The 23,936-nt window shown below is 70.9% G+C and carries 28 protein-coding genes; 13 read left to right on the forward strand and 15 right to left on the reverse strand.

What is annotated here, in order from left to right:
* The first annotated feature begins 114 nt into the window (after nucleotides 1-114).
* Nucleotides 115-876, forward strand: coding sequence for a dienelactone hydrolase family protein (locus FHU35_RS13530; protein WP_246110280.1), 762 nt, complete (start codon nucleotides 115-117; stop codon nucleotides 874-876).
* Between the two features lie 61 nt (nucleotides 877-937).
* On the opposite strand, the gene FHU35_RS13535 is transcribed toward FHU35_RS13530, so the two are convergent.
* Nucleotides 938-1,228: a DUF1330 domain-containing protein gene (locus FHU35_RS13535; protein ID WP_145739195.1), complete on the reverse strand. Its 291-nt coding sequence runs from the start codon at nucleotides 1,226-1,228 to the stop codon at nucleotides 938-940.
* Between the two features lie 230 nt (nucleotides 1,229-1,458).
* On the opposite strand from FHU35_RS13535, the gene FHU35_RS13540 reads away from it, so the two are divergent.
* Together FHU35_RS13540 and FHU35_RS13545 are read left to right on the forward strand one after the other, a co-directional pair.
* Entirely contained in the window at nucleotides 1,459-2,433 is a 975-nt protein-coding gene (locus tag FHU35_RS13540) for a methyltransferase (RefSeq protein ID WP_145739197.1), read from the forward strand.
* A 74-nt stretch (nucleotides 2,434-2,507) separates the two neighbouring features.
* Nucleotides 2,508-2,966: a hypothetical protein gene (locus FHU35_RS13545; RefSeq protein WP_145739199.1), complete on the forward strand. Its 459-nt coding sequence runs from the start codon at nucleotides 2,508-2,510 to the stop codon at nucleotides 2,964-2,966.
* A gap of 10 nt (nucleotides 2,967-2,976) precedes the next feature.
* On the opposite strand, the gene FHU35_RS13550 is transcribed toward FHU35_RS13545, so the two are convergent.
* Both FHU35_RS13550 and FHU35_RS13555 read right to left on the reverse strand, forming a co-directional pair.
* Nucleotides 2,977-4,389 (reverse strand): pyridoxal phosphate-dependent decarboxylase family protein, encoded by a 1,413-nt coding sequence (locus FHU35_RS13550; RefSeq protein ID WP_145739201.1) that lies wholly within the window; start codon nucleotides 4,387-4,389, stop codon nucleotides 2,977-2,979.
* A 148-nt stretch (nucleotides 4,390-4,537) separates the two neighbouring features.
* Nucleotides 4,538-5,530, reverse strand: coding sequence for a DUF2278 family protein (locus tag FHU35_RS13555; RefSeq protein WP_145739203.1), 993 nt, complete (start codon nucleotides 5,528-5,530; stop codon nucleotides 4,538-4,540).
* 228 nt (nucleotides 5,531-5,758) lie between these two features.
* Between FHU35_RS13555 and FHU35_RS13560 the strand changes: the two genes are divergently transcribed.
* Together FHU35_RS13560 and FHU35_RS13565 are read left to right on the forward strand one after the other, a co-directional pair.
* Nucleotides 5,759-6,643: a TIGR03620 family F420-dependent LLM class oxidoreductase gene (locus FHU35_RS13560; protein WP_145739205.1), complete on the forward strand. Its 885-nt coding sequence runs from the start codon at nucleotides 5,759-5,761 to the stop codon at nucleotides 6,641-6,643.
* A 13-nt stretch (nucleotides 6,644-6,656) separates the two neighbouring features.
* Nucleotides 6,657-7,007, forward strand: a complete 351-nt coding sequence (locus FHU35_RS13565) for a DoxX family protein (RefSeq protein WP_145739207.1) — start codon at nucleotides 6,657-6,659, stop codon at nucleotides 7,005-7,007.
* Nucleotides 7,008-7,016: 9 nt separating this feature from the next.
* Here FHU35_RS13565 and FHU35_RS13570 read toward each other — a convergent pair whose 3' ends face one another.
* From FHU35_RS13570 to FHU35_RS13580, 3 genes are all read right to left on the reverse strand, one after another.
* Nucleotides 7,017-7,805 carry an ArsR/SmtB family transcription factor gene (locus tag FHU35_RS13570; protein WP_145739210.1) on the reverse strand — a complete coding sequence of 263 codons (789 nt, stop codon included), beginning with the start codon at nucleotides 7,803-7,805 and terminating at the stop codon, nucleotides 7,017-7,019.
* Nucleotides 7,806-7,936: 131 nt separating this feature from the next.
* Nucleotides 7,937-8,260 carry a putative quinol monooxygenase gene (locus tag FHU35_RS13575; protein ID WP_145739212.1) on the reverse strand — a complete coding sequence of 108 codons (324 nt, stop codon included), beginning with the start codon at nucleotides 8,258-8,260 and terminating at the stop codon, nucleotides 7,937-7,939.
* Between the two features lie 251 nt (nucleotides 8,261-8,511).
* Nucleotides 8,512-9,234 (reverse strand): 3-keto-5-aminohexanoate cleavage protein, encoded by a 723-nt coding sequence (locus tag FHU35_RS13580; protein WP_145739214.1) that lies wholly within the window; start codon nucleotides 9,232-9,234, stop codon nucleotides 8,512-8,514.
* A 108-nt stretch (nucleotides 9,235-9,342) separates the two neighbouring features.
* On the opposite strand from FHU35_RS13580, the gene FHU35_RS13585 reads away from it, so the two are divergent.
* A complete protein-coding gene (locus FHU35_RS13585; RefSeq protein ID WP_145739216.1) occupies nucleotides 9,343-9,909 on the forward strand; it encodes a hypothetical protein in 567 nt (188 codons plus the stop codon).
* On the opposite strand, the gene trpS is transcribed toward FHU35_RS13585, so the two are convergent.
* From trpS to FHU35_RS13600, 3 genes are all read right to left on the reverse strand, one after another.
* A complete protein-coding gene (gene trpS / locus FHU35_RS13590) occupies nucleotides 9,891-10,955 on the reverse strand; it encodes a tryptophan--tRNA ligase (RefSeq protein ID WP_145739218.1) in 1,065 nt (354 codons plus the stop codon). The genes FHU35_RS13585 and trpS overlap by 19 nt on opposite strands.
* A gap of 197 nt (nucleotides 10,956-11,152) precedes the next feature.
* Nucleotides 11,153-11,893 carry a GNAT family N-acetyltransferase gene (locus FHU35_RS13595; RefSeq protein ID WP_145739220.1) on the reverse strand — a complete coding sequence of 247 codons (741 nt, stop codon included), beginning with the start codon at nucleotides 11,891-11,893 and terminating at the stop codon, nucleotides 11,153-11,155.
* Nucleotides 11,894-11,963: 70 nt separating this feature from the next.
* Nucleotides 11,964-12,485, reverse strand: a complete 522-nt coding sequence (locus tag FHU35_RS13600; protein ID WP_145739223.1) for a MarR family winged helix-turn-helix transcriptional regulator — start codon at nucleotides 12,483-12,485, stop codon at nucleotides 11,964-11,966.
* 63 nt (nucleotides 12,486-12,548) lie between these two features.
* Between FHU35_RS13600 and FHU35_RS13605 the strand changes: the two genes are divergently transcribed.
* Nucleotides 12,549-13,316 (forward strand): SDR family NAD(P)-dependent oxidoreductase, encoded by a 768-nt coding sequence (locus FHU35_RS13605; RefSeq protein WP_145739226.1) that lies wholly within the window; start codon nucleotides 12,549-12,551, stop codon nucleotides 13,314-13,316.
* A 15-nt stretch (nucleotides 13,317-13,331) separates the two neighbouring features.
* Here the strand turns inward: FHU35_RS13605 and FHU35_RS13610 are convergent, their stop codons facing one another.
* On the reverse strand, nucleotides 13,332-13,976 hold the full coding sequence (locus FHU35_RS13610; RefSeq protein WP_246110281.1) for a LysE family translocator: 645 nt from the start codon (nucleotides 13,974-13,976) through the stop codon (nucleotides 13,332-13,334).
* Between the two features lie 228 nt (nucleotides 13,977-14,204).
* Between FHU35_RS13610 and FHU35_RS13615 the strand changes: the two genes are divergently transcribed.
* Both FHU35_RS13615 and FHU35_RS13620 read left to right on the forward strand, forming a co-directional pair.
* Nucleotides 14,205-15,191 carry a malate dehydrogenase gene (locus FHU35_RS13615; protein WP_145739228.1) on the forward strand — a complete coding sequence of 329 codons (987 nt, stop codon included), beginning with the start codon at nucleotides 14,205-14,207 and terminating at the stop codon, nucleotides 15,189-15,191.
* Nucleotides 15,192-15,320: 129 nt separating this feature from the next.
* Nucleotides 15,321-15,860 carry a GNAT family N-acetyltransferase gene (locus FHU35_RS13620; RefSeq protein ID WP_145739230.1) on the forward strand — a complete coding sequence of 180 codons (540 nt, stop codon included), beginning with the start codon at nucleotides 15,321-15,323 and terminating at the stop codon, nucleotides 15,858-15,860.
* On the opposite strand, the gene FHU35_RS13625 is transcribed toward FHU35_RS13620, so the two are convergent.
* Nucleotides 15,857-17,002, reverse strand: coding sequence for a coiled-coil domain-containing protein (locus FHU35_RS13625; protein WP_145739232.1), 1,146 nt, complete (start codon nucleotides 17,000-17,002; stop codon nucleotides 15,857-15,859). The two genes, FHU35_RS13620 and FHU35_RS13625, sit on opposite strands and share 4 nt — an antisense overlap.
* Nucleotides 17,003-17,068: 66 nt before the next feature.
* On the opposite strand from FHU35_RS13625, the gene FHU35_RS13630 reads away from it, so the two are divergent.
* The gene (locus FHU35_RS13630; RefSeq protein ID WP_145739235.1) at nucleotides 17,069-17,866 is read left to right on the forward strand and encodes a pentapeptide repeat-containing protein; all 798 of its coding nucleotides are present in this window, start codon (nucleotides 17,069-17,071) and stop codon (nucleotides 17,864-17,866) included.
* Nucleotides 17,867-17,879: 13 nt separating this feature from the next.
* Here FHU35_RS13630 and FHU35_RS13635 read toward each other — a convergent pair whose 3' ends face one another.
* Complete coding sequence (locus tag FHU35_RS13635; protein ID WP_145739237.1) at nucleotides 17,880-18,638, reverse strand: PIG-L deacetylase family protein; 759 nt, start codon at nucleotides 18,636-18,638, stop codon at nucleotides 17,880-17,882.
* A 318-nt stretch (nucleotides 18,639-18,956) separates the two neighbouring features.
* Between FHU35_RS13635 and FHU35_RS13640 the strand changes: the two genes are divergently transcribed.
* Nucleotides 18,957-19,613: a DUF6518 family protein gene (locus tag FHU35_RS13640; protein WP_145739239.1), complete on the forward strand. Its 657-nt coding sequence runs from the start codon at nucleotides 18,957-18,959 to the stop codon at nucleotides 19,611-19,613.
* Between the two features lie 38 nt (nucleotides 19,614-19,651).
* Here FHU35_RS13640 and FHU35_RS13645 read toward each other — a convergent pair whose 3' ends face one another.
* Entirely contained in the window at nucleotides 19,652-20,410 is a 759-nt protein-coding gene (locus FHU35_RS13645) for an SDR family NAD(P)-dependent oxidoreductase (protein ID WP_145739241.1), read from the reverse strand.
* A gap of 110 nt (nucleotides 20,411-20,520) precedes the next feature.
* Here FHU35_RS13645 and FHU35_RS13650 point away from each other — a divergent pair, with 110 nt between their 5' ends.
* Nucleotides 20,521-21,156, forward strand: coding sequence for a TetR/AcrR family transcriptional regulator (locus tag FHU35_RS13650; protein ID WP_145739243.1), 636 nt, complete (start codon nucleotides 20,521-20,523; stop codon nucleotides 21,154-21,156).
* Between the two features lie 20 nt (nucleotides 21,157-21,176).
* Here FHU35_RS13650 and FHU35_RS13655 read toward each other — a convergent pair whose 3' ends face one another.
* On the reverse strand, nucleotides 21,177-22,028 hold the full coding sequence (locus FHU35_RS13655; RefSeq protein WP_145739245.1) for a LysR family transcriptional regulator: 852 nt from the start codon (nucleotides 22,026-22,028) through the stop codon (nucleotides 21,177-21,179).
* Nucleotides 22,029-22,098: 70 nt separating this feature from the next.
* On the opposite strand from FHU35_RS13655, the gene FHU35_RS13660 reads away from it, so the two are divergent.
* Complete coding sequence (locus FHU35_RS13660; protein ID WP_145739248.1) at nucleotides 22,099-22,983, forward strand: EamA family transporter; 885 nt, start codon at nucleotides 22,099-22,101, stop codon at nucleotides 22,981-22,983.
* Here FHU35_RS13660 and FHU35_RS13665 read toward each other — a convergent pair.
* On the reverse strand, nucleotides 22,980-23,912 hold the full coding sequence (locus tag FHU35_RS13665) for an AraC family transcriptional regulator (protein ID WP_145739250.1): 933 nt from the start codon (nucleotides 23,910-23,912) through the stop codon (nucleotides 22,980-22,982). The genes FHU35_RS13660 and FHU35_RS13665 overlap by 4 nt on opposite strands.
* Nucleotides 23,913-23,936 lie beyond the last annotated feature (24 nt).

Raw genomic sequence — 23,936 nt, forward strand, 5'->3', positions numbered from 1 at the left:
TTCTCGGTGGCCGTGAGACTTCTCGAGGAGGTGGTACCCGTGATCGCAGTGTTGACGTGGGCGCTCCCCTCCCGGGCCGCGGTCGGGCGATAGGCAGGTCGTCCGGGAGCGCCGTTGCAGCGACTCCCGAGAGGCACGACCATGCATGTCATTTCTGAGGCCCGTCTCGATGACGGTGTTGTCGAACGCGGATTCACCCTGGCCGGGGTTCCCGGCATTCTGTGGAAGCCGGCGTGCGCGTCCGAGTCCGAGCCGGTGCCGCTGGTTCTGCTCGGTCTCCCTCCCCTGGGTGTGGCCGCGATGTATCCGCGACTGGTGGCCCGGGCGGAGGCCTGTGCGGCGGTGGGTTTGGCCGCAGTCACCCTCGAGCTTCCGGGAAGCGGCGATCGGCCGCCGTTGCCCGGCGTGCAGCGGGCTCGGGCGCAGCTGTGGCGGGCGCGGGCGGCCGGTGAGCCGGTGGGTGATGCGCTCGTGGAGTCTCTGGTGGTGCCGCTGGTCGAAGCGGCGGTTCCGGAATGGCGGGCGTTGTTGGACGCTGTGCTGCTGTTGCCGGAGATCGGTGGTCCGGTCGGCTTGTCCGGTGGGGTGATCTCGCTGGGTGTCCGGCTCCTGGTGGTCGAGCCGCGCATTGCGGCGGCGGTTCTGTTCGCCGGGAGCGTGGTGCCTCGGGTGACGGTCGAGGAGGCCGGGAGGGTGAGGGTGCCGCTGCGCGTGTTGTTGCAGTGGGATGACGAGGGCAATGACCGGTGGGCGTCGCTGGAGTTGTTCGACGCTTTCGGTTCGGAGGAGAAGTCGTTGCACGCCAACATGGGCGGGCACACCGGTGTTCCGGCTTCCGAGGGGCTGGCGGCCACGCGGTTTTTACCCGGCACCTGAGGTGAGGCCGGTGTTGTCGGTGCTCGGGGTCCTCGTGGGTGTTCCGCGCCGGTTGCTCGTGTCAGAGGCCGTCGACGAACGTGACGCGTCTGTCGAGCGCGTGCTCCCGCACCCGGAGGGCTTCGGCGTACTCGGGCGAGGCGTACCACTCGTGTGCGCGCTCCAGGGAGGCGAACTCGGCGACGATCACGCGTTGTCCGGCTGGCCGGGCGCCTTCGACGACCTCGGTCGTGCCGCCTCTGGCGAGGTAGCGCCCGCCGTACTGGGCGAGGGACGTTTCGGCGAGGGACTGGTACCTGCCGAGTGACGACTCGTCGACGATCTGGACCTCGGAGATCACGTATGCGGTCACCCCTCGATCATGGCAGGAGTGCCGGCGTCCTGTAGTGATTCCGCCGCATGCCCGCGAGTGGAACGGCTCCTGTCGAGCTCCGTCCGGAGGAGCTGGTGCGGGAGCGGGCGGAGCTGGGATGGTCGTTCGAGGTGGGCCACGCGGTGTGGCCGTTTTTTCTGGGTGCGGGTTGCCGAAGCCGGTGGTGGTTGTTGTGCGGAGGGAGTGGGTCTGTGCGGTCGGTTCGGGAGATGGCTGATCTGGTGACGCCGATGTCGATCCGGGTGGCTGCGACGTTGGGGTTGGTCGAGCGTGCCGGGGACGGGGGTGCCACGGCGGAGCGGCTCGCTGCGGAGGTCGGGGCGTGTGCGTCTGCTCTGCGGCGGTTGCTGGATCACCTGGTCGCGGTCGGTGTTTTCGACTTCGATGCGCTCTCGGGACGGTTTCGGCCCACGCGGCTCGGTGCTCAGATGGGTGAGGCCGGGCGGGACGGCATCAATTTGCTGCTGGACATCAACAGCGCTGGTGGTCGTGCGGAGCTGGCTTTCGTCGAGCTTCTCGGGACGGTGACCACGGGGGCACCTGCGTATCCGCGGCGGTACGGGCGGGATTTCTGGTCGGATCTCGATGTTCACCCGGAGTTGCGGCGGACGTTCGACGCCCAGATGAGCTGGCGGTTTCGCGCGCAGGCACCGCAGATCGCCGAGCAGTTCGACTGGGGTCGCTTCGGGGACGTCGTGGACGTGGGAGGTGGTGATGGGTTGTTGCTGGTGGAGATCCTGCGCGCCCACCCTGGTGTGAGGGGGCGGGTGGTGGATCTGGCGCCTGCTGCTGCGGCGGCTGGTGAGCGGTTCGCGGCCGCTGGGATGCGGGATCGGGCGGTGGCTGTTGCGGGGAGCTTCTTCGGTGCTCTGCCGGCTGGTGGGGATGTTTACGTGTTGTCGGACATCGTGCACGACTGGGATGACGAGCATGCTCGGGTGATCTTGGAGGGGTGTTGTCGGGCTGCGGGGCCTGGCGGTGCGGTGGTGGTGATCGAACCGGTGCGGGGTCGGGCGGTGGGTACGGCGATGGACTTGTTCATGTTGATGTGCTTCGGGGGTCGGGAGCGCACGGTGGAGGAGCTGGTGGAGTTGGCCGGTGGGTGCGGGTTGGTGGTGTCCGGTTCGTCGCGGGTGTCGGAGGGGCGCACGGCGGTGGAGTTCGCGGTGGCGTCTGCGGGGTGATGGGTCGGGTGGAACCGGGTTCGGGGTGTGGTGCGTCGGAGCGGTGAGTGCGCCGGTTCGAGAGGAGTGCCGTGGTGAACGACGCTTGGCCCGAGATGGTGGATGGTTGGGAGTTGGCCCGTTCTCAGGGGCGGGAGACCTATCGCATGCGGTTGGCCAACAACGTGACGGTGTTCGCGATTTGGGAGGCCGCTGCGGGTGCGGGCCGGGTCAAGGCGCGGGTGGGTTCCTCGGGGTTGGGTCGGGAGCTGACCTGCAGCCGGGTGGATTTCCGGGATCGCGAGGCGTTTTGGACGGCGGCGTGGTGCGTGGTGGAGATGGCCGCGAACCTGCCGCTGTTCGAGGGTGCTGCGGAGAGTTCGGCGGATTCGCTGGTGCGGGAGCGTGTTGCCGGGTGCGTGGAGGTCGACGCGGAGTCGTTGACGTTCACGCTGGTCAGTGGCCGGAGAATGACCGTGGTGCTGTCTGGTGAGCAGGCGGCGGATCTGTCGCGTGGGATCGAGGCGGCGGGCCGGGCGGCCGTTTCGAGCTGAGCGCGTGGCCTCACGCGGTGGTGCGCAGCGCCTCGCGCACGGCGGCGATGGCGCGGGTGACGTCTTCGTCGCTGGTGCGCCAGTTGACCACCGAGATGCGCATGGCCCGCATCCCGTTCCACGTCGTCGGGCCGAACCACGCTTGCCCGGAGCGTTGGACCACTTCGATGACCTGCTCGGTGCGTGCGTCGTGCCGGCCTTCGGGGTCGAGGAAGCGCACGAGGCCCTGGTTGATCTCAGGCGTGACGAGCAGCTGCGCACCTTCGAGGGCTCCGATCCCGGTTGCCAGTCGGTGCGCGTGGTCGCTGCAGCGCTCGACCATCTCCGCGATGCCACGCCGGCCCAGTGCCCGGATCGCGGCGTAGACCGGCACCGCCCGCCCGCGTCGTGACCACTCGGGGTTCCAGTCGATCTCGTCGCGCGCGGGCTGTTGCGCGTCGTCGTGCTGGTCGGCGTGGATGAGGTAGTCGGCGCGGGTGGACATCGCTGCGTGGTGCGCCTCGGGGTGGGCCACGAAGACGAGCCCGGAGTCGAAGGGCACGTTGAGCCACTTGTGGCCATCGGTGGTCCAGGAATCGGCGTGCTCGATGCCGTCGAGCAGGTGGCGGTAGCGGTCGCTGGTCCCGGCCCACAGTCCGAAAGCGCCGTCAACGTGGACCCATGCGCCGTGGTGGTGGGCGATCTGGCAGGCCTCGGTGAAGGAGTCGAACGCGCCGGTGTTGATCTCCCCTGCTTGCAGGCACACGATCGTCGGGCCGTGCGGTTCGGCGAGCTCTCGTTCTAGCGCGGCCAGGTCCATGCGCCCGTGTTCGTCGCCGCCGGTGCTGCGCAGGCAGTTGGTGCCCAGCCCCAGGAGGCGAACGGCTCGCCGGATCGAGGCGTGCTCATCACCGGAGGTGAGCACCCGCAAGCCCGGTGCTCCCACGAGTCCCTGGCGTTCGACGTCCCAGCCCTGATCACCCAGCAGTTGGTGGCGTGCGGCGGCCAGCGCGGTGACGTGGGCCTGCTGGGCGCCGGTGGTGAAGGCGAACGAGACTTGCGCCGGTAGGTTCAGGAGTCGTGCGAGCCAGTCGCCGGTGATCTCTTCGATGATCGCTGCGGCGGGGCGGCATGCGTGCAGCGCGGCGTTGTGGTTCCAGGTCGAGGTCAGCCAGTCGGCGGCTAGTGCTGCGGGCAGTCCACCGCCGATCACCCAGCCGAAGAACCGGCCTCCTGCGCTGGCGAGCACACCGGCGTCGCTGTCGCGCACGAGCTCGTCGATCACCTGCGTGTCGTCGCAGCCCCGCTCCGGTAGATCCCGCTTCAGCGCCTCGCGCAGTTGCGCCGGGGTCGCGCTGGCCGCGACCGGTCGGTCCTGGAGGCCGTCGAGGAATGACGCGGCGTGCGCGGCGGTGTGTTCCAGCAGCGGGCGGTGGGTGCTCATCGGACCTCCGGGGATGCGGTCCTGCCGATGCTGGCCCGCCACGCGGCCGAGTGCTGGCGATTTTCGGTCTTCGCGCTCGTGTTGACTCTGGTGAGGGCGTTGCAGGTGACCGGTCGGGTGGGTGCGTGACCGGTCACCTGCTGGTGGCTCAGAACTGGACTGTGCGGCCTTCGGTGGCGGCCTGTTCGGCGGTGTAGGTGACGCCGTGGACCTTGAGGTCGTGGGGGTCCAGGACGGTGATCTGGCCGCCGTCGTTGCCGAGTTCGAAGTGCTCGGTTGCCGGGATCTGCAGGGTTTGGCCGGCTGCGATGTCGGGCACCGGCAGGGGCATGGTGTTCTTCCGGGCGTCGGCGAGGGTCCAGCCGGCGAGGGAGATCGTGTGGTCGGAGGTGTTGAGCAGGGTGATGGTTTCGTTCTCCCTGCCGCCTCCGACGGGGTTGACCATGGCGGCCACGACCCGGATCGAGGCGGTTTCGGTGTCTTCGGGTGCCGGCAGGGCGTGGCCGGTCTCGTCGTCGGTGTGCCAGGACTGGGTTTGGAAGGCCATGAAGACCGCGACCCAGCGGTTCTCGTCACCGAAGTGCAGGAGCAGTCCGCCGTCCTGCCAGACGCCGTCGTCTTCCTGGTACTGCTCGCTGTTGCCCTGGTTCATGTGGACGTTGTGGACGCCGTTGCCGGGTTGGAAGCCGAAGATCTTGTCGGGGTTGTCTTCGGGTCCCCAGGGTTCGCCGTAGAGGTAGGCGGTGGCGGTGGGGTCTTGCTGGGCGCGGCGGACGTAGTGGTCGAGGAAGTCGGCGAGGTCGTTGTTGGGGCCTTCGGCGTCGGGTGGGACGGGCCGCATCTGCTCGCGGGTGACGACGTTGGCGCGCAAGTAGTCGAGTGCGGCGCCGCCGGGTTGGGAGTCGAGCTTGTTCCAGCCTGAGCCTGCGGGTGGGAGTGCGGCGGTGAGCGGGTGCTGGAGGTTGTCGGCGGCGAAGTAGAGCAGGTCTGAGGGCTGTTGGCTGGATTCGACGTTGACCGCGGCGCGGTAGTGGCGGTCGTCGTTGTCGACGAGGTGGATTTGGTAGTGCGGGGTGTCGCCGGTTTCGCGGCGGACGTCGATGACGCGTGCGCTGAGCACGCCGTAGGACGTCAACGGCATGGTGGTCTCCCCCATTGAGCTGGTCGGCGCTGTGCGGTGATCACCTTGGTGTGGACGTGGGGAGCAGGGCAATAGTCTCTTCGGCTGATTGACGGTGGTTCGCGTGGGGTTCACCGGCCGTTCAGGGGCCTGAGGCTGACCGGTGGGGTGCGGGCGGCGGCCACGAGCGTTGACTTCCAGTTATGTCGAGGTTTTAGCGTGACTTCGACGACGGCGGAAGGAGTTCACGTGCGTGGCGAGTGGAGTGCGGGCCGGGTCGGTGTGGCGTTGGACGTCGACCGGGATGGTGATCACCTGCGGCAGGCCGCGGAAGCCGAAGCCCTCGGCTACACGGCGCTGTGGGTGCTGGGCGGGCAGCTGGACACCCTCGATCCGCTCGCGGAGCTGGTGCGTGCGACCCGGACGGTGGCGGTGGCGCCGGGGATCATCCCGCTGGACCGGTTCGGTGCCGACGAGGTGGCGGAGCTGTTCGAGCGGGTGGAGGCCGAGGCGCCGGGGAGGCTGTTCACCGGTTTCGGCGGGTTGCAGGCTCGTCCTGTCTCGGCGACCCGGGAGGTCTTGGACGGGCTGGACGGTCGGATTCCCGCGTCGAGGCGGCTGCTGGCCGCGCTCGGTCCGCGCAAGCTGGATCTGGCGCGCGACAGTGCGGCGGGCGCGATCACCATGCTGGTCACGCCGGAGTACACGGCTCAGGCGCGTGCGCGGCTGGGGCCCGACGCCGTTCTGGTCGTCTGCCAGTTGGTGGCGCTCGATGAGGACCGGTCCCGAGCCCGGGAGACGCTGCGGGGCCCGCTGGGCTTCCTGGTCGGTTCGGAGGTGACCGGCTATGCGGCGAACATGCGTCGCATGGGGTTCGCCGACGCCGACATCACCGGTCTCGGCGACCGGTTCGTCGACGCCGTCACCTCGAGCGGGCAACCCGGCACGGTCGCCGAGGACGTGGCGGCACACCTTCGGGCAGGCGCCGACCACGTCGTGCTCTGCGCGCAGTCCGACGGCCACCAGCCCGGTCCGATCCAGCTGGCCCGCACGATGGCGGGTCTGCTCCCCCAGCTGCGCGGCGGTCACATTGCGGGCCTGCCGCGCGTCATGCGGGGCAAGGACCGGTCGTGAAGGGATGTGGGTGATGTTCGTCGTCTACGTGGTCGTGGTGGCCGTGACCGCGCTGTTCAACGCGGTCAGCGCGGGGCTGGACCTCGCCGGTTACCGGCAGGTCCGGGACAACGCCGAGGCCAACGGTGTGCCTGTGGGGTGGTTGCCGACGCTGGGGGTGCTCAAGGGTGCTGGGGCCGTGGGGCTGCTGGCCGGGTTGGTGGGTGTGCCGGTGATCGGGGCGCTGGCGGCGGCAGGTCTGGTGGTGTTCTTCGTCGGCGCGATGGTGGTGCACGCCCGCGCCCGGACGTGGAGCACGAGTGCTCCGGCGGTGCTGTTCTTGGGGTTGGCGGCGGGTTCGCTGTGGCTGGGCCTGGCGGTGTGAGGCCGGGCGTCAGTGCTGCGGGAGTGCCGTACCGGTTTCCAGCAGGGTTTTCAGGCTGGAGATCAGGGCGGGCCAGCCCTGGCTGATCATCGAGCGCAGCGTGGAATCGCTGATGAGGTCGGTGTGGGTCACGGTCAGCTTCACCGTCTCCGCGCCGGCCGGTTCGATGTCGAAGACCACCTTGCTGCGGGGTTCGGCGGCCAGTCGTGCGCGCAGGTCTTCGCTGATGCCGTTGCCTGCGGCCCATTCGGTGGTGAAGGTGTGCCACGTGTAAGCCAGGCGGCGGGGCGAGTCTGCTTCCAGGACGACCTGCTCGGGATGGGTGATGGTGGCGGAGTTCTCCTCCCAGGTGATCTGAGAGCCGGCCTGCCAGTCGCTGCGCAGGCTCACTCCCCAGTACCGGCGGGTGAACTCCGGGCTGGTGAGCGCTTCCCACAGCGTCTCCGGTGTGGTGCGGATGTGGGTCTGGTAGACGAAATCGGTGTCGGGCACGGGGTTCTCCAGGGTGGTGGCCAGGTCGTGCAGGGCGTGGACGTGGTGCTGGTGGTAGCGGCTGATCCAGCGTTCGGAGACCGCCGCGATGGGTGCGGTGTTGAGGTGGTGGAGCTTCTCGCGGCCCCGCCGGGTGGTGGTGATCAGCGATGCGGCTTCCAGGACGGCGAGGTGCTTGCTCACCGACTGGCGGGTCATCTCCAGCTCGCCGCACAGTTCGCGCAGCGTTTGCCCGTCGGTGCGTTGCAGGCTGTCGAGCAGTCGCCGCCGGCCGGGGTCGGCCAGGGCGCGGAAGACCTCGTCCATGCCGTCCCCTCTCTCGCGGCGCTCGGTCCTTCCCCACCAATATAGGCAGCCATTTGGTTGCCTATCAAGTGCGAGAAGAGGGCTCCGGGCCGCAGGCACCCGAAGCCCTCCAGATCAGCCCCCTGACGGGGTCACTCCACCGCCATCTCACCCAGCAGGGACCAGTCGTCCTGGTCCAGCGAGGCGTTGATGACCCGCGGCGTCTCGACCAGGTGCTGCGGCAGCGTCTGCTGCGCGTGCCGGAAGTGCTCGCTCTGCACGTGCGCGGCACCCGCCTCGCCGTCGCGGAAGGCCTCCACCAGCACGTACTCGTTCGGGTCTTCCACGCTGCGCGACCAGTCGAACCACAGGCAGCCCGGTTCGTTGCGGGTGGCGTTGGTGAACCCGGCGGAGATCTGCGGCCACTGGTCGGCGTGCTCCGGCTTCACCCGGAACTTGGCGGTAATGAAGATCATGCTCGCTCTCCTGATGACTGCGGGGCGATGTCGGACTCCGACCATCCTAAGTGGCCGATCACCACGACCCCGACGCGACAACCCTCGTCCGGGTAATCAGCCGAACGCGGAGGCGCACTGGGCGCGCAACTGGGCGGTGACCTCGCCCGCTCCCAGTTTTAGTCCAAACCGAGCCATGATCATGTCCGAAATGTCGGCTCAGTTTGGACTAAAACTGGGACTTGCCGGGCACGCTCCCCATCGGGAGACGGTCAGCGCGCCTCGGCTTCCAGGACGGCGCGTGCGGCGGCCACCAGCTCGGCGTTGTCGGCGGCGATCTGCCCGTCCGGCAGCACGAGCGTGTCCTCGAGCCCGATGCGGGTGCCGAACCCCCGGCGGGCGGCCACCCGCAGCACCGGCCACGCCCCGGCCGCCTCGCCGTGCAGCAGGATCGGTGCCGACGCCGGGTGCAGGCGGGTCAGCAGCGCCTCAGCGGTCGCCGCCGCTCCCCCGGCCGTGCGGTCGGTGACCTCGGCCAGCACCCGCACCACCCGGCTGCGGTGCGGGGAGAGCCGGAAGTGGTGATCACCGTCGGTGCCCGAGAACACCCCGGCCTCCACTCCCACCCCGCGCTCCAGCAGCGCGGCGGCGACCTCGTCGGCACCCGGCTCGTGCCAGTTGACCGAGGCGTGATCGGGCAGCAACGTCCAGGCCTTGATCGCCCGCACCCGCGAGGCGGTGTCCGGCGCCGTCCACGCCCCGGTGGTGACCCCCACCGGCACGCCCGGAGCCGCGGCCCGCACCGCGCGCAACGCCGCGGCCACCGAGTGCGGATCGAGGCTGTCGGTGCCATCGGCGGACTTGGGGTGCAGGTGCACATCGGTGGCACCGGCCGACACCGCGTCGGCCGCCGCCTTGGCCAGCTCCTCCGGCCGCACCGGGAGGTGGAAGTGCTCACGCGGTGACCGGGCGCCGTTGAGGCAAACCTGCAGCATTCACCGATTGTCGCCCCACCCGGCACACCTGCGGTAGTTGATGAACTCGTTTCGTGATCAACACGCGCCCGGTCCGGAGCCTGCCGGGCGGGCATTAGCGTGGGAGGGGTGTTGAGCGACCGGATCGCGCGCGGGGTGGCCGCGGGCGAGATCACCGAGACCTACTTCCGCTGGCCCAGCCCGCAGGCCCGCCCCGGTGCGCGCGTGCCCACCCGCCACGGCCTCGTCGAGATCACCTCGGTCACCGAGATCGACCCCGCCTCGCTCACCGACCACGACGCCGCCCGCGCCGGCTTCTCCACCGCGACGGGCCTGCACACCTCCCTCTCACGCCACCGCGGCCGCACCTACCGGCTGGAGCTGACCCACCTCGGACCGGCCGCCGAACACGGCCCGGCACCCGCCGCCCTAGACGAGCGCACCAGCGGGGAGCTGCAGGCCCAACTCGCCCGGCTGGACCTCGCGACCTCGCGCGGCCCCTGGACCCGCCACGTCCTGGACACCCTGCGCCGCCACCCCGGTCTGTCCCCCGCCGACCTGGCCGCCCAGCAGCAACGCCCCGTCTCCCGCACCAAGACCGACCTCTGGCGGCTGCGGGAACTCGGGCTCATCGACACCACCGCCGAGGGACTCCACCTGTCCGCGCTGGCGCTGTCCTACCTGGACTCCCCGTAGACCGTGCCCATCGCCTCCCGCACCTCGGCCAGCGTGACCTCGGCGCGCTCGTTGGCGCGAGCGTTGCCCCGCGCCAGCACCTGCCGCAGGTAGCCCGGATCGGCCAGCAGCTCGGCGCGGCGCGCCCGCGACGCCGCGAAGCGCTCGTTGACCGCCTCGGTCACCACCGCCTTGAGCGCCGCCGCCCCACCCGAACCGACGCTCTCGGCCAGCTCGAGCGGATCCCGCTCGCTGCACAACGCCCCCAGCAGCACCAGGCTCGCCACCTCCGGCCGCGCCTGCGGCTCGTAGGTGATGTGGCGCTGCGCGTCGGTCTTGGCGCCGCGGATCAACCGCGCGGTCTCCTCGGCGGAGGAACCCAGCATGATCGCGTTGCCGCGGCTCTTGCTCATCTTCGCCCCGTCGGTGCCCAGCAGCAGCGGTGCCGACGACAACAACGCCTCCGGCTCCGGGAACACCGGGCCGTAGCGGTCGTTGAACCGCCGGGCGATCGTGCGGGTCACCTCCAGGTGCGGCAGCTGATCCGACCCGACCGGCACCAGGTTGGCCTTGCAGAACAGGATGTCGGCCGCCTGATGCGCGGGGTAGGTGAACATCAGCCCCGACACACCCGACTGGCGGGAATGGGCGATCTCGTCCTTGACGGTCGGGTTGCGCTGCAGCTCCGGCACCGTCACCAGGCTCAGGAACGGCAGCAGCAACTGGTTGAGCGCCGCCACCTGGCTGTGGGGGAAGATCATCGCCTCGTCCGGGTCGATGCCCGCCGCCAGGTAGTCGGCGATCAGACCCATCACGTGCCCCGAGAGGTCCTCGGCGACATCGCGATCGGTGAGCACCTGGTAGTCGGCGATCACCAGGCTCAGGTGCACTCCCCGGCGCTGCAACCGCACCCGGTTGTGCAGGGTCCCGAAGTAGTGGCCCAGGTGCAGAGGCCCGGTGGGCCGGTCACCGGTGAGGATCCGGAATCGCGACGGGTCCGCCGAGATCTCGGATTCCAGTTCGCTGCTGCGTCGAGCAGCTGGGGAGATGTCGACCGCGGTGGTCATGGGTGTTCCTCTCGTGGGCGCTCCGGCGCCGTCCGCCGAGAGCCACACCGAGCGCGAGAACACGCGAAACGAGGGCCGTCGGTCGAACGGCCCTCGGAGATCTGGGGATGTGCCGCAGTGGGTGGCCGCTCCTAGGAGGAGCGCCACCAAGCCAGATGAGAACTGCAGGTCACCTCAGCACTGTAACCCATCGTGGCTCACGACAGCGCGAAGGTCATGGTCGTCTCGGTGATCTCGAACCCCAGCCGCCGGTAGAGCCGCTGCGCGGGGTTGCCGACCGTCACCGCCAAACCCGCCAGCGAGAACCGGCCCGCCAGGCCCGCCACCGCGCGGCGCAGCAGCAGCCCGCCCAGCCCGGCGTAGGCGGGCCCGCGGCGCCGGAAGACGTCGCTGACCCACGCGGTACCGGCCCGGTCGTTGACGATGAGACCCGCCACGACCCTGTCGCGGCCGTCGACGACCAGGGCGCTGGTCTCCAGCAGCGGACCCAGCACCCGTCCCGACAGCAGCGGCTGCAGCAGTTCGGTGCGCAGCGCCCGGTCATCGGCGGTGACGTGATCGGGATGCCCGGGCGGGTAGGCCTCGCGCCATGCCTCCAGCAGCGCTTCCGGCGGCCGGTCGCAGGCGGTGAACGAAAACGGTGCCGGTGGCCTGGCCCGCGCCCAGTCCGGCGACGGCGGGTCGGCCCTCAGATCGCGGTGCATGGTGTGGGCGTGGCGGCGCAACCGGGCGCCTGCGGCCAGCAACCGCTGCCCGGCGGCCAGGTCGGTCACCACGCTCCAGTCGGGAATCCGCTGCCGCAGCAGCGCCAGCACGTCAGGTCCCTCGGCGGCGATCAGGCGAATCATGCGCGGCGCACCGGCCACCGGCGCGTAGCGCAGCGTCGTGGTCCGGTCGGTGAGCGACACGACCTCGCCGGTTCCGCTCTCGTGCAGCATTCACAGACCACTACACCCCGCATTCCCGCGCGGCAAGCGGTTTTTCGCGATCGTGCGGGTGCACGGGCGGTCAGGGCCGGTCGTCGGCGCCGAAGCGGGTGGTGAGATCGCCCAGCAGCACCCGCAGCAGCCCGGTGAGCTGCTCGCGCTGCTGGGCCGACAGCGACGACAGCAGCGTCTCCTCGTGGCGCAGCAGGTCCTCCACGTGGTCCTGCACCAGAGCGTGGCCGGCGTCGGTGAGCTCCACCTGCACGGTGCGGCCGTCGTGGCCGCCGCGGGCGCGCACGACCAGGCCGCGTTGCTCGGCGCGAGTCACCCGCTGCGAGATCGCACCGGCGCTGACCAGTGATTGGCGGGCGATCTCCCCGGCCGCGAGGCGATAGGGCGGGCCCGATCGGCGCAGCGTCGAGAGCAGGTCGCGGGTCGCGGCGTCCACACCGGCGCGAGCGTCGGAACGGCGGCGCTGGTCTTCCAGGAGTTTCGCGATGCGCCAGATGCGGGTGATCACGCCGATGGACTCCACCGGCATGTCCGGGCGTTCGCGCTGCCACGCCGCCTGGATGCGGTCGACCCCGTCCTCACCGTGACCCATGCTCCGACAGCCTAGGGCCACCCCGCCCGATCCGGGCCTCGTGGGGCAGACCATGATCAGGGCATGATCGACCCGCGACTGCGCGATCGCGTCGCCGTCATCACCGGCACCGACAACGCCCTGGGCATCGGTGCGGCCATCGCCCGCGCCCTGGCCCGCCAGAACGCACGGCTGCTGCTGGTCAACCCGCCCGGCGGCAGCGACCACCTCACCCCCGCCCTGCGCGCCGACGGCCACACCGCGCACGCCATCACCGCCGACCTCGCCGACCCCCAGGCCCCGGCCCACGTCTACGACGAGGCGGAAGCGCTGCTGGGCCCGGTGGAGATCCTGGTGGCCAACGCCGCCCACAACGAGCCCGACACCTTCACCACCGCCCGAGGGGCCCGCCCGCTCAGCGCGGCCGGTCTCGACGCGCATCACGCCGTCAACACCCGGGCACCGGCGCTGCTGATGGCCGAGCATCACCGTCGCCACCAGCGCCGCCGCGCCGACTGGGGTCGCATCATCACCCTGTCCACCGACGCCGCCGACGGGGCACCCGGGGAAATCTCGTACTGGGCCACCAAGAACGCGCTGGAATCGCTGTCGCGCTCGGCGGCCGCGGAGTTCGGGCCCGCGGGCATCACCGTCAACATCATCGCGCCCGGCCCGGTGCAGACCGGATGGATCAGCCGCGAGAACGACAGCCGCTTCGCGCAGCTGTCCCCGCTGGGCCGCGTCGGGCACCCCGACGACATCGCCGACATCGCGGTGTTCCTGGCCTCCCACCAGGCCCGCTGGCTCACCGGGCAAACCCTCTACGCAGGCGGCGGCAAGCGCATGAGCTAAAAGCGGGTGCCGCGCTCACCCCGCCGGGCGGGCGCGGTCGGTCAGCAGCCGCACCGCCAGGCCGGCCAGCACCGTGGCCATCAGCCACCGCTGCGCCCGCACCCACAGCGGGCGGCCGGTCAGCACGCGCGCCACCGTGCCCGCCGCGAGCACGATCACGGCGTTGACGACCAGCGCCACCGCGATCTGCACCCCGGCCAGCATCAGCGACTGCGCGGCCACCGAACCACGTGCGGGATCGACGAACTGCGGCAGCAGCGACACGTAGAGCACCGCGATCTTCGGGTTGAGCAGGTTCGTCACCAGCCCCATCGTGAACAACCGGCCCGCGCCCGCGGGCGCCACGGGCGCCGGCTCGAACACCGAGACCGCACCCGGGCGCAGCGACTGCCACGCCAGCCACCCCAAATACCCGGCCCCAGCCACCTGCAGCACCGTGTAGAGCACCGGGACCAGCGCGAACACCGTGGACAGTCCTGCGGCGGCCGCTGCGGCGTAGAGGGCGAAACCCGCGGCCACACCGCACAACGACATTCCGCCCGCGCGACGGCCCTGGGTCAGCGTCCGCGACACCAGGTAGAGCATGTTGGGCCCCGGGGTCAGCACCAGCCCCAACGCCACCGCCGCGACCCCGGCCACCGCACCACCACCGACCACCACGCACCCCTCCCGGTTGACGACAACGCCAACCTAGGCACCACGGGCCGGGTGGAAAACGGCCAATGCCGCGGCAGTGGCCACCTCACGTGTGGTGCGGATCTCGGTTGCTGAATCGGTCCCGGAGGCGTTCACCTGTGATCCCTGACGGGTCTCCCACACCCCCGAGAGACTGCCGATAGCATCCCCGGCAGAGCCAACACCACCCGTCGAGCAGGAGAACAAGACCTCATGACCAAAGCTCCCGTCACCGTGACCGTCACCGGTGCGGCCGGTCAGATCGGCTACGCGTTGCTGTTCCGGATCGCCTCCGGTCAGCTCATCGACGCCGAAACCCCGATCAAGCTTCGGCTGCTGGAGATCCCGCAGGCGGTCAAGGCTGCCGAGGGCACCGCGATGGAGCTCGACGACTGCGCCTTCCCGCTGCTGGAGAGCATCGACATCACCGACGACGCGCGCACCGCCTTCGACGGCACCAACGTCGCGCTGCTGGTCGGTGCCCGCCCCCGCGCCAAGGGCATGGAGCGCGGTGACCTGCTCGAGGCCAACGGCGGCATCTTCAAGCCCCAGGGCGAGGCCATCAACGCCGGTGCCGCCGACGACCTGCGCGTGCTGGTGGTCGGCAACCCCGCCAACACCAACGCCCTGATCGCTCAGGCCCACGCCCCGGACGTCCCGGCCGAGCGCTTCACCGCCATGACCCGCCTCGACCACAACCGCGCGCAGACGCAGCTCGCGCAGAAGCTGGGCGTGTCGGTCACCGACATCAAGAAGCTGACGATCTGGGGCAACCACTCCGCCACCCAGTACCCCGACCTCTTCCACGCCGAGGTCGGCGGCAAGATCGCCGCCGAGCAGGTCGAGCAGTCCTGGCTGGCCGACGAGTTCATCCCCACCGTCGCCAAGCGCGGCGCGGCGATCATCGACGCCCGCGGTGCCTCCTCCGCGGCGTCGGCGGCCAACGCCGCCATCGACCACGTCCACACCTGGGTCAACGGCACCCCCGAGGGTGACTGGACGTCGGCCGGTGTCGTCTCCGACGGCTCCTACGGCGTGCCGGAGGGCCTGATCTCCTCGTTCCCGGTCACCGCCCGCGACGGCAAGTTCGAGATCGTGCAGGGCCTGGAGATCGACGAGTTCTCCCGCGGCCGCATCGACGCCTCGGTCGGCGAGCTGACCGAGGAGCGCGACACCGTCCGCAAGCTCGGCCTCATCTGATCGAGAGCCACCCAGCACGACCGAGCGGGGCGCGACACCCGGACAACACCCGGGCATCGCGCCCCGCTCTTGCGTGCGAGCGGGAAAACCGGTTGCGACCTGCGGTGTTCACCCACCAGCATCACGTGCATGCCTCGCCCGCAGGAACGTCTCCGGCTGCCCGGCGCGCTGCTGCGCCGACCGACCTCGGCCGACGCGGCCGCGCTGCAGCGGGTCGTCACCGAATCCCTGGAACACCTGCGGCCCTGGATGCCCTGGGCAGAAGGTGACTACCCGGTCTCGGCCGCGGTGGAGTTCATCGACACCGCCACCCGCCACTGGCACAGCGGCCAGAGCTACACCTACCTGATCACCACCGGCGGCCACATCGCGGGCACGATCTCCCTGGAACAGCGCATCGGCGACGGCGGCCTGGAGATCGGCTACTGGCTGCACCCCGAGCACACCGGACGCGGCCTGATGACCGCCGCCGCACGCGCGGTCACCGAGCAGGCCTTCGCCCTGCCCGAGGTGCGACGCGTCGAGATCTGGCACGACGCGGCCAACACCGCGAGTCGACGCATCCCCGAACGTCTCGGGTTCGCCTGCGTCGAGGAGCACCGTCCACCCCGCTTCGCCCCCGCACCAGGACGAGCCGGCGTCGACGTGGTGTGGCGCATGGCCCGCTAGCCGGCCGACCCGTCCTCGGTGGTGGGGCGCAGGGCGCGCAGTTCCTCGTGGGCGGTGTCGAGCTGGGTTTCGGCTCGGTGCGCGCGGTTCTGGGCTTGGTCGCGCGCGTCCTGCACGGCCGCGAGGCGCTGCGCGTGCGCGTCGCGCTCGGAGCGCAACCGCTCGGCGGCCTCCTCGCGCAGTCGCTGGAGTTCGGTGGTGTGCTGCTCGCGCACCGCGGCCAATTCGGTGCGCTGGCGCTCGATCTCCGCGCGTGAGGACTCCGCGGCCGCCCGCAGTTCGGTGAGCTGCTCGCGGGCGGTCTCGGCGGCCGTTTCGGCGCGCGCGGCGCGTTCGCCCGCCTCCGCCTTGCGGTCGGTGGCCTCGGCGATCTCCCGCTGCGCCTGCTGCTGAGCGGAGAGCACCTGCGCGGTCGCTTCGGAGCGGGCGGTCTCCAGGGCGCTGTGGGCCTCGGCGACGGTGTTGTCCGCGTCCTGGCGGGCGCGAGCCACCAGCTCCTCGGCCCGGCGCTGCGCTGCGGCGGTGGCGACCTCGGCTTCGTTGCGGGCCGCTTCGACGTCGGCGGCCGCCTCGCTTCGGGCCTGCTCGGCCTCGGCGTGGGCCTGATCGCGCTGCGCCTGGGCGGTGTCGGTGTCCCGCGCGGCGTGCTCGGCCTCGGCCACCGCGTCCTCGGCCGCCTCCTCGGCGTTCTGGCGGGCCTGTTCGGCGTCGCGGCGCTGCTGCTGGGCGGTGGCCAGCGCCTGCTCGGCCTGGGCGACGCGGTGCGCGGCTTCGGCCTGGGCGGCTTGGATCTGGGCTTCGGCGGCCGAGGGATCGGTGAGGGTGGCCAGTTCTTCCAGGCCCGCGCGCAGGTTTCGGCCCAGCTGCTCCGACAGCAGCCGGTACTGGCGCACCAGTTCCTCGGCGCGCATCCGCGCCCCGTCGAACTCGCTGGCACTCTCCGATGCGGTGCTGGGGGTCTGCTCGGCGACCGCCTGCAGGCGCTGCCGCTGCTTCCAGGCGCGCCACCGGGTGTGTTCGGGCAGGTCGCAGTACTCCGGTGGACGGCCCGGCCCGCTGGGGCGCTCCACCGGGCGTTCGCAGCCCGGGAAGCGGCAGATGCCCTCGGCGGTGTCCTCGGTGGATTGCGGCTGCTCACTCACGAGCAGTGACGGTACCAACGGCCCCGGTCGTGGCGATCACCGCTGGTGAGCGGACAATCTCCCACCATGGGTGAGCGTCAGGATCTGCGTGCCGATTGCGGGCGGTGCTTCGGGTTGTGCTGCGTGGCACTGCCCTTCTCCGCTTCGGCGGACTTCGCCGTGGACAAGCCCGGCGGAAAGCCGTGCCACAACCTGCTGGCCGACTTCTCCTGCGGGATCCACGCGAACCTGCGCGAGAGCGGCTTCGCCGGGTGCACGGTGTTCGACTGCTTCGGTGCCGGGCAGCACCTCTCGCAGTACACCTTCGGCGGGGTGTCGTGGCGGCAGGCACCCGAGACGGCCGAATCGATGTTCGCGGCGTTCGAGGTGATGCGCGGCCTGCACGAATTGCTGTGGTACCTCGACGACGCGCTGGGACGCGACGCCACCGCATCGCTGCACGAAGACCTGCGGGCACGTCGCGACGAGGTCGCGGCGCTCACGGATGGGGCGGCCGGGGAACTGACCGAAGTGGACCTGGGCGCCGAACGTGCGCGCACCGGTGATCTGCTCGGCGAGGCCGGCCTCCTGGTGCGCGGCCCGCACGGTGCGCAGCACCGCGGTGCGGACCTGGTGGGCCGTGGTTTGCGCGGCGCGAACCTGCGCGCGGCGAACCTGCGTGGTGCGCTGCTGATCGCCGCCGATCTGCGCGGCGCCGACCTGGGGTTCGCCGACCTGCTGGGCGCGGACCTGCGCGACACCGATCTGCGCGGCGCCGAGCTCACCGGAGCCCTCTACCTCACCCAACCGCAGGTGGCCGCGGCGCGAGGCGACGACACGACCCGATTGCCCCCGGGGTTGCTGCGTCCCGCGCAGTGGGGTTGAACCCGCCTCGTGGTCAGGCGATCGGCTCGGGCGCTCCGATGTGGGAGTCGGTCAGCGGGTGGCGCAGGAAGTGCTCGGTGCCGAACAGCTCCCGGCGGGTGCGCGGGTCGAGATCGCCGACCAGAGCGGGTAGCGCGCCGCGCTGAACTTCGCTGCGATGAGCCAGCACCGCTTCGGTCTTGCAGTCCAGCCAGCGGCTGATGTCGACCGACGCGCTCAGGTGCTCATCGGGCACCGTGTGGGCGGCCTTGGGGTGCCCCACCAGGTCGCGGTAGGCGGCCAGCGCCGAGTGCGGGTGGGTCACCGAGTAGAGCGCCCGCACCTGCCACGCCTCGCCGGTTTCGGGGTGCAGCTGCTCGAGACCGGCCGCGTGCACCGCCAGCATCGTGATGCGGTGGGTGTGCACGTGATCGGGGTGCCCGGAGATGCCGCCGTAGCCGTCGTGGGTGATCACCACGTCGGGCCGGAATTCCCGCAGGTGGCCCACCAGCCGGTGCACCGCTTCCTGCAGCGGGGAATCGACCAGTCGCGCGCAGCCCGGCGCTGATTCGGGCACCCGCGCGTCGGCGTAGCCCAAGAGCCGGGGCTTGCCCGCACCGAGGATCCGCAGCGCCTCCCCGAGTTCCCCGGCCCGGTGGGTGTCGTCCACCCAGGTCGCGGTCACCACACCGGTGCGGGCGCCCGCCTCGGCTTGGCGGGCCAGCACACCCCCGGCCGACAGCGACTCGTCGTCGGGATGGGCGAAGACCCCGAGCAGACTGGGCACCGGCATCGCGAAACCACCTTCCAGGGCAAAGGAGGCCCGGAGCATAGCCAGCCCCACGTCGCCTCGCGACGCCTGGCAGCGCGGTTGGCTTGTTCACGCACACCACCTGTCCGATACGGGTCAGTCCGGGCACCGCCGAGGAGCGAACTGCGACGGCTCGGGCCGCGATGACGACATGCAGCGCACGCACTCAGCTGATGTCCCCACCGTCCAGGTGATCTGAGTGGGGCGCTGAACCGTCCGGCCCCGATCGGCCATCCGGACGGGCCCGGATTGGGCCGAAACGCGCTCCCGCCGTGCGTGTCCGCTGGGAAACTCCACTGCATGGCTCTCGCACCCACGGTTCCCACGGGCGCGCACCGACGTCGCGGCGCCATCCGCGCCGTGCTGATCGCCGCGGCCTGCGGGCTCGCCGCCGGTGGGGCCACCGCTGTCGCGCAAGGTGCGCTGCCCCCGCAGGTGGCGTCGCTGGCCAACTCCAGCGGATCGTGGACGCTGCTGGCCTTCGCCCTGGCTCTGCCCGCACCGACCGCATTCTCAGGCGCGGTGTGCGGGGCGCTGTCACTGGCCGGGATGCTTGCCGGCTACGTGCTCACCGACCTGCTGCGCGGCTACCCCTCCTCCACCGGGCTGATGGTGTTCTGGGGTGCCGCGGCGGTGCTGGCCGGACCTGTGCTGGGGCTGGGCGCGCAATGGCTGCGACGAAGGCCGGGAACCCGTGCGGCACTGGGATTGTCAGCACTGTGCGGTGTGCTGATCGGCGAGGCGGGATACGGACTGCTCGTCCTCGCCGAGAGCACCCACCCGCTCTACTGGTGGGGTCAGGCGGGTATCGGTGTGCTGCTGCTGGCCGCGGGTGCGGCGTGGAAGCTGCGCGGGCCGGGCGTGATCGTGCAGGTGGTGCTGTTCACCGCCGCGGTGGCCACGGCGTTCCCGGTGCTCTACCTGCACGGCAGCGTGCTCGTGCTGCTGGTGCCGTGACCGGCCGGCGGTCCCGATCTCGATGAGGCCCTCGGTGCTCACAGGAGGGCGCCGCCGGAGACCTCGATGCGCTGGGCGGTGACCCAGCGCAGTCCCTCGGAGGCCATCGTGGCGATGGCGTCGCCGATCTCCTCGGGTTCGCCGACGCGGCCGAGCACGGTCTGGTCGGCCAGAGCCTGGCGCAACCCGTCGTCGTCCCGCATCGCTCCGCCGTTGAAGTCGGTGGCCGTGGGCCCCGGGGCGATCGAGTTCACCCGGATACCGCGAGGCCCGAGCTCTGCGGCGAGATTGCGGCTCAGAGCTTCGAGCGCGGCCTTCGATGCGGCGTAGACGGAGGTGGTGGGCCTGGTGTGGCGGGTCGCTGACGACGACACGTTGATGACCTGGCCGCCCTGGGCCAGCAGCGGCACGAGCGACTGGATGAGGAAGAACGTGCCCCGCACGTTGGTGCCCATCACCGTGTCGAAGTCGTCGAGCGTGACGGTCTCCAGCGGCCCGAAGATTCCCACTCCCGCGTTGTTGACCAGAACGTCGAGCCGCGACGCGCCCCAGCGCTCCAGCTGCGCGCCCAGTTCGGAGGTGAAGGACTCGAAGGAGGAGACATCGCTGAGGTCGAGCCGGAGAACGGCGGCAGTCCCGCCCACGGCCCGCACCTGCTCCGCCGTCTCCTCAGCCCCGGCCGCATCACCGCGGTGGGTCACCACGACCCGCACCCCGCGGGTGGCCAGAGCGATGGCCGCGCTGCGCCCGAGGCCGCGATTCGTGCCGGTCACCACAGCGATCTTGTCGGTAGTCATGAAGTTCCTCCCCAGACGCGAGTCACTCGACTCGCCTTGTTGGTGCAGCGTAAGCGGACACGCGGAGGCGAGTCAAGTGACTCGCCTCGGGCCTGGTGGATACTCACCGCATGGCGGCAGAACTCAGCGCGCACCACCGCAGGCTCGCGCAGCAGAAGCGCGAGGCGATCACCACCGCGGCCACGGAACTGTTCGTGGAGCGCGGCTACGACCGGACCTCCCTCGCGCGGGTCGCCGACGCCGCCGGGGTCTCGAAGTCCACCCTGTTCAAGCAGTTCCCCACCAAGGCGGCGCTCTTCGAGGCCATCATCACCGAGTCCTGGCAGCGCGACGCCGGCGATGCCGCCGAGCGGCCGCAGGTGGGTGATCTGCGCTCCGGACTGACGACCATCGGCCACCGCTACGCCGAGCTCATCGGCCAGCCACGCATGACCGGTCTGTTCCGGATCGTCATCGCAGAACTGCCCCGGTTCCCCGAGCTGGGTCGGATGCAGTTCCAGCTCGGCAAACTGCCCTACTTCGCCTCCGTCCAGCACTACCTGGAATCCGAGCACGAAGCGGGCAACGCCGTGGTGCCCGACGCCGAGAGCGCCGCGAACCAGTTCCTCGGCATGATCGCCAACTACGTCCTGTGGCCGCGGATGCTGCTGACCGACTGGAAACCCACACCCTCGGACGTCAACAACGCCGTCGACGAAGCCGTCCAGACCATGCTCGCCCGCTACACCCCCGACACGCCGTCCTGACGACGCGCGAGCCCCGCCGGTCAGCGCCGGTAGAGCTCGGTGAGCAGGTCGACGACCTTGCCCGCGTGCAGCGGGCGCTCGTCGCGCCACCAGATGACGCGCACCGGGAGCGGCGGCGCGTCGCGCACCGGGCGGAACACCACGCCGCTGCGCCGGTACTGGGTGAGCGTGGCCTCGGAGGTGATGCCCACGACCCGCCCACTGGAGACCGAGGTCAGCCAGTCGTCGACGTCGGCGGTGTCCTCGAAGGACGGTTGCCGGTCGTCCGGCCACAGCTGCGGTGTGGTGGAACCCGCACGCCGGTCGAGCAGCACCGTGCGTTCTGCCAGATCGCTCAGCCGCACGAAACGGCGCCGCGCCCAGGCGTCGTCGGTGGCCATCGCGCAGTAGCGCCGTTCCACACCCACGACGACACCGGAGAAGCGGCGCCGGTCGGGTTCGGTGCGCACCACCGCCAGGTCGCAGGCTCCTTCGGCCAGCCCACCGGTGGCGGAGTTGGTGCGCACCAGCTGCAACCGCACCTCCGGCAGGCCGCGCTCCCAGCGGCGCTGGAAGGCCACCGTGTGCCTGCCCAGCGCCGACCAGGCATGACCGATGCGCAGCGTCGAGTCGCCGGTGGTGGCTTCGCGCACCAGCTCCTCGGCCTCGGCCAGCACGCGCCGAGCGTGGGCGAGAACCCGGGTGCCCGCCGCGGTGGGGACGACCTGGCGGCTGGTGCGGCGCAGCAGCCGCACGCCGAGGGCGTTCTCCAGCCCGGCCAGGGTGCGCGAGACCTGAGCTTGGGAGAGACCGAGTTCGGCAGCGGCGTCGGTGAAGGTGCCGGCCTCGACGATGGCGACCAGGCATCGCAGCTGCCGCAACTCCACATCCATGCGTCCAGCGTATCGCCGGCGCGGCGCATGCATTGGCCGCAATGATGCTCCGGGCCGCAGGGTGGCGGGCATGTCGAGCGCGCACACCACTCCCGCACCGACCATCCCGGACACCACCTCCCGAGGCGCTGGGGTGGCGTTGATGTCGGGCAGCGCCCTGTCCAACCAGACCGGTGCCGCGATCGGATCGTTGGCCTTCGACACCATCACTCCCGCCGGTGTGGTGGCCGTGCGCCAGTGGATCGCCGGACTGGTGCTCCCGGTCGCCACCCGTCCCCGGCTGCGGGAGTTCACCTCGGCGCAGCGGCGGCTGGTGCTCGCTCTGGCCCTGGTGCTGCCGGTCATCAACCTCGCCCTCTACAGCGCGATCGACCGCATCGGGCTCGGCCTGGCGGTCACCTTGGAGTTCCTGGGACCGCTGGCGGTCGCCTTGATCGGGGCCCGCCGCCGCATCGACCTGGCCTGCGCGGTGCTGGCCGCGGCCGGTGTCGCGGTGCTCATGCGCCCGCAACCCAGCACCGATTACCTCGGGATGGGGCTGGCGCTGCTGGCCGCGGCCTGCTGGGCCTGCTACATCCTGCTCAACCACGCCTTGAGCCGATCCCTGCCCGGTGGGCAGGGCACCGCCTGCGCGTGCGGGATCTCCGGGGTGCTGTTCCTGCCCATCGGCGTCGGCGTGCTGGTCACCCATCCGCCCACGGTGGCGGCGCTCGGTTTCGCGGTGACCGCAGGGGTGCTGTCCTCGGCCGTGCCGTTCTTGTGCGACGCGCTGGCGCTGGGCCGCGTGCCCGCTCCGCTGTTCGCGATCTTCATGAGCCTCAACCCGGTGCTGGCGGCCACCGCGGGCCTGCTGCTGCTCGGTCAGCACCTCGACGTCTGGCAGTGGGCGTCCATCGCCGCCATCGTCACCGCGAACACCACCACCGTCCTCACCCCGCCCCGAACCGCTCACTAGCAGCCCTCGCGAGGTCCCGGGCCTGGCCGTGCACGCCGGTGCTGCAGGGGTGTCTTGCCGAAGGCACGTTTGAAGGCGGTGATGAAGGCGCTTTCCGAGGTGTACCCGACCCGTGATGACAATTCGCCTACTGAGGTGTCGTGGTGGGTGAGTTCGTACGCGGCGATCCGCATGCGCCACTCAGTCAGGTACGTCAGCGGCGGGACGCCGGCGACGGCGCGGAAGCGCGCGGCGAAACCGGTGCGGGACATCGCGGCGAGGCGGGCGAGTTCGCCGAGCCGCCACGTGTGGGCCGGGTTCTCGTGCAGGGCCCGCGCGGCCGGGGCCAGCCGCGGGTCTGCGAGGATCCGCAGCCGGCCTGCGGGCAGGGCGTTCGGCCGCGCCAGGTAGGCACGCAGGATCTGGACGAGGAGCAACTGCGCGAGTTGATCCCGAGTGAAGCTGTGACCGGGCCGGTCGTGGCCCATTTCCGCGTCCAGTTCCCGCAGTAGCCAGTCGAGAGCCGACGCCTGCGGGTGCGCTACCGAAATGTGCATGAGCGGCGGCAATGCCCGCACCAGCAGTGCCTCACCACCTGCTTCGACCGTCACTTCTCCGCCTATGCCGGAGAACTCGTCCGCTGTGCCGATGCGATGGTCGGGCACCGTCATCGTTTCGGCATCGAGCGGCAGCACGTCGGCATCGGTGCGCAGGACGAAGGGATGGGCCCCGTTCACCGCGATCGCCTCGCCGGACCGCAATTCGCCTGACCGCCCGCCGGAGGTGAAGGTACAACTCCCGCGCCGCACGGCGATGATCTTGAGCCGGCCGCGGGCCGGGAAGCGCAGCGCCCACCGGCCACTCGCCGACAGCTTTCCGGTGAGGTGGCAGCGGGCCCCGGCGAGGGCGAGCACCTGGGACAGCGGGTCTGGATGGCGATCGGCGAGCACGGCTGTACTTTCGCGCGAAAAATC

Origin of the sequence: Saccharopolyspora dendranthemae, from assembly GCF_007829955.1 — a bacterium.
GTDB lineage: Bacteria > Actinomycetota > Actinomycetes > Mycobacteriales > Pseudonocardiaceae > Saccharopolyspora > Saccharopolyspora dendranthemae.

Excerpts from the sequence above, each read along its gene's own strand:
- FHU35_RS13645 (WP_145739241.1), bottom strand. The coding sequence starts at position 20,410 with ATGACTACCGACAAGATCGCTGTGGTGACCGGCACGAATCGCGGCCTC.
- FHU35_RS13540 (WP_145739197.1), top strand. The coding sequence starts at position 1,459 with ATGGCTGATCTGGTGACGCCGATGTCGATCCGGGTGGCTGCGACGTTG.
- FHU35_RS13570 (WP_145739210.1), bottom strand. The coding sequence starts at position 7,805 with ATGGACGAGGTCTTCCGCGCCCTGGCCGACCCCGGCCGGCGGCGACTG.
- FHU35_RS13580 (WP_145739214.1), bottom strand. The coding sequence starts at position 9,234 with ATGCTGCAGGTTTGCCTCAACGGCGCCCGGTCACCGCGTGAGCACTTC.
- FHU35_RS13605 (WP_145739226.1), top strand. The coding sequence starts at position 12,549 with ATGATCGACCCGCGACTGCGCGATCGCGTCGCCGTCATCACCGGCACC.
- FHU35_RS13620 (WP_145739230.1), top strand. The coding sequence starts at position 15,321 with ATGCCTCGCCCGCAGGAACGTCTCCGGCTGCCCGGCGCGCTGCTGCGC.
- FHU35_RS13555 (WP_145739203.1), bottom strand. The coding sequence starts at position 5,530 with ATGCCGTTGACGTCCTACGGCGTGCTCAGCGCACGCGTCATCGACGTC.
- FHU35_RS13575 (WP_145739212.1), bottom strand. The coding sequence starts at position 8,260 with ATGATCTTCATTACCGCCAAGTTCCGGGTGAAGCCGGAGCACGCCGAC.
- FHU35_RS13595 (WP_145739220.1), bottom strand. The coding sequence starts at position 11,893 with ATGCTGCACGAGAGCGGAACCGGCGAGGTCGTGTCGCTCACCGACCGG.
- FHU35_RS13550 (WP_145739201.1), bottom strand. The coding sequence starts at position 4,389 with ATGAGCACCCACCGCCCGCTGCTGGAACACACCGCCGCGCACGCCGCG.
- FHU35_RS13615 (WP_145739228.1), top strand. The coding sequence starts at position 14,205 with ATGACCAAAGCTCCCGTCACCGTGACCGTCACCGGTGCGGCCGGTCAG.
- FHU35_RS13630 (WP_145739235.1), top strand. The coding sequence starts at position 17,069 with ATGGGTGAGCGTCAGGATCTGCGTGCCGATTGCGGGCGGTGCTTCGGG.
- FHU35_RS13565 (WP_145739207.1), top strand. The coding sequence starts at position 6,657 with ATGTTCGTCGTCTACGTGGTCGTGGTGGCCGTGACCGCGCTGTTCAAC.
- FHU35_RS13600 (WP_145739223.1), bottom strand. The coding sequence starts at position 12,485 with ATGGGTCACGGTGAGGACGGGGTCGACCGCATCCAGGCGGCGTGGCAG.
- trpS (WP_145739218.1), bottom strand. The coding sequence starts at position 10,955 with ATGACCACCGCGGTCGACATCTCCCCAGCTGCTCGACGCAGCAGCGAA.
- FHU35_RS13650 (WP_145739243.1), top strand. The coding sequence starts at position 20,521 with ATGGCGGCAGAACTCAGCGCGCACCACCGCAGGCTCGCGCAGCAGAAG.
- FHU35_RS13660 (WP_145739248.1), top strand. The coding sequence starts at position 22,099 with ATGTCGAGCGCGCACACCACTCCCGCACCGACCATCCCGGACACCACC.
- FHU35_RS13655 (WP_145739245.1), bottom strand. The coding sequence starts at position 22,028 with ATGGATGTGGAGTTGCGGCAGCTGCGATGCCTGGTCGCCATCGTCGAG.
- FHU35_RS13640 (WP_145739239.1), top strand. The coding sequence starts at position 18,957 with ATGGCTCTCGCACCCACGGTTCCCACGGGCGCGCACCGACGTCGCGGC.
- FHU35_RS13635 (WP_145739237.1), bottom strand. The coding sequence starts at position 18,638 with ATGCCGGTGCCCAGTCTGCTCGGGGTCTTCGCCCATCCCGACGACGAG.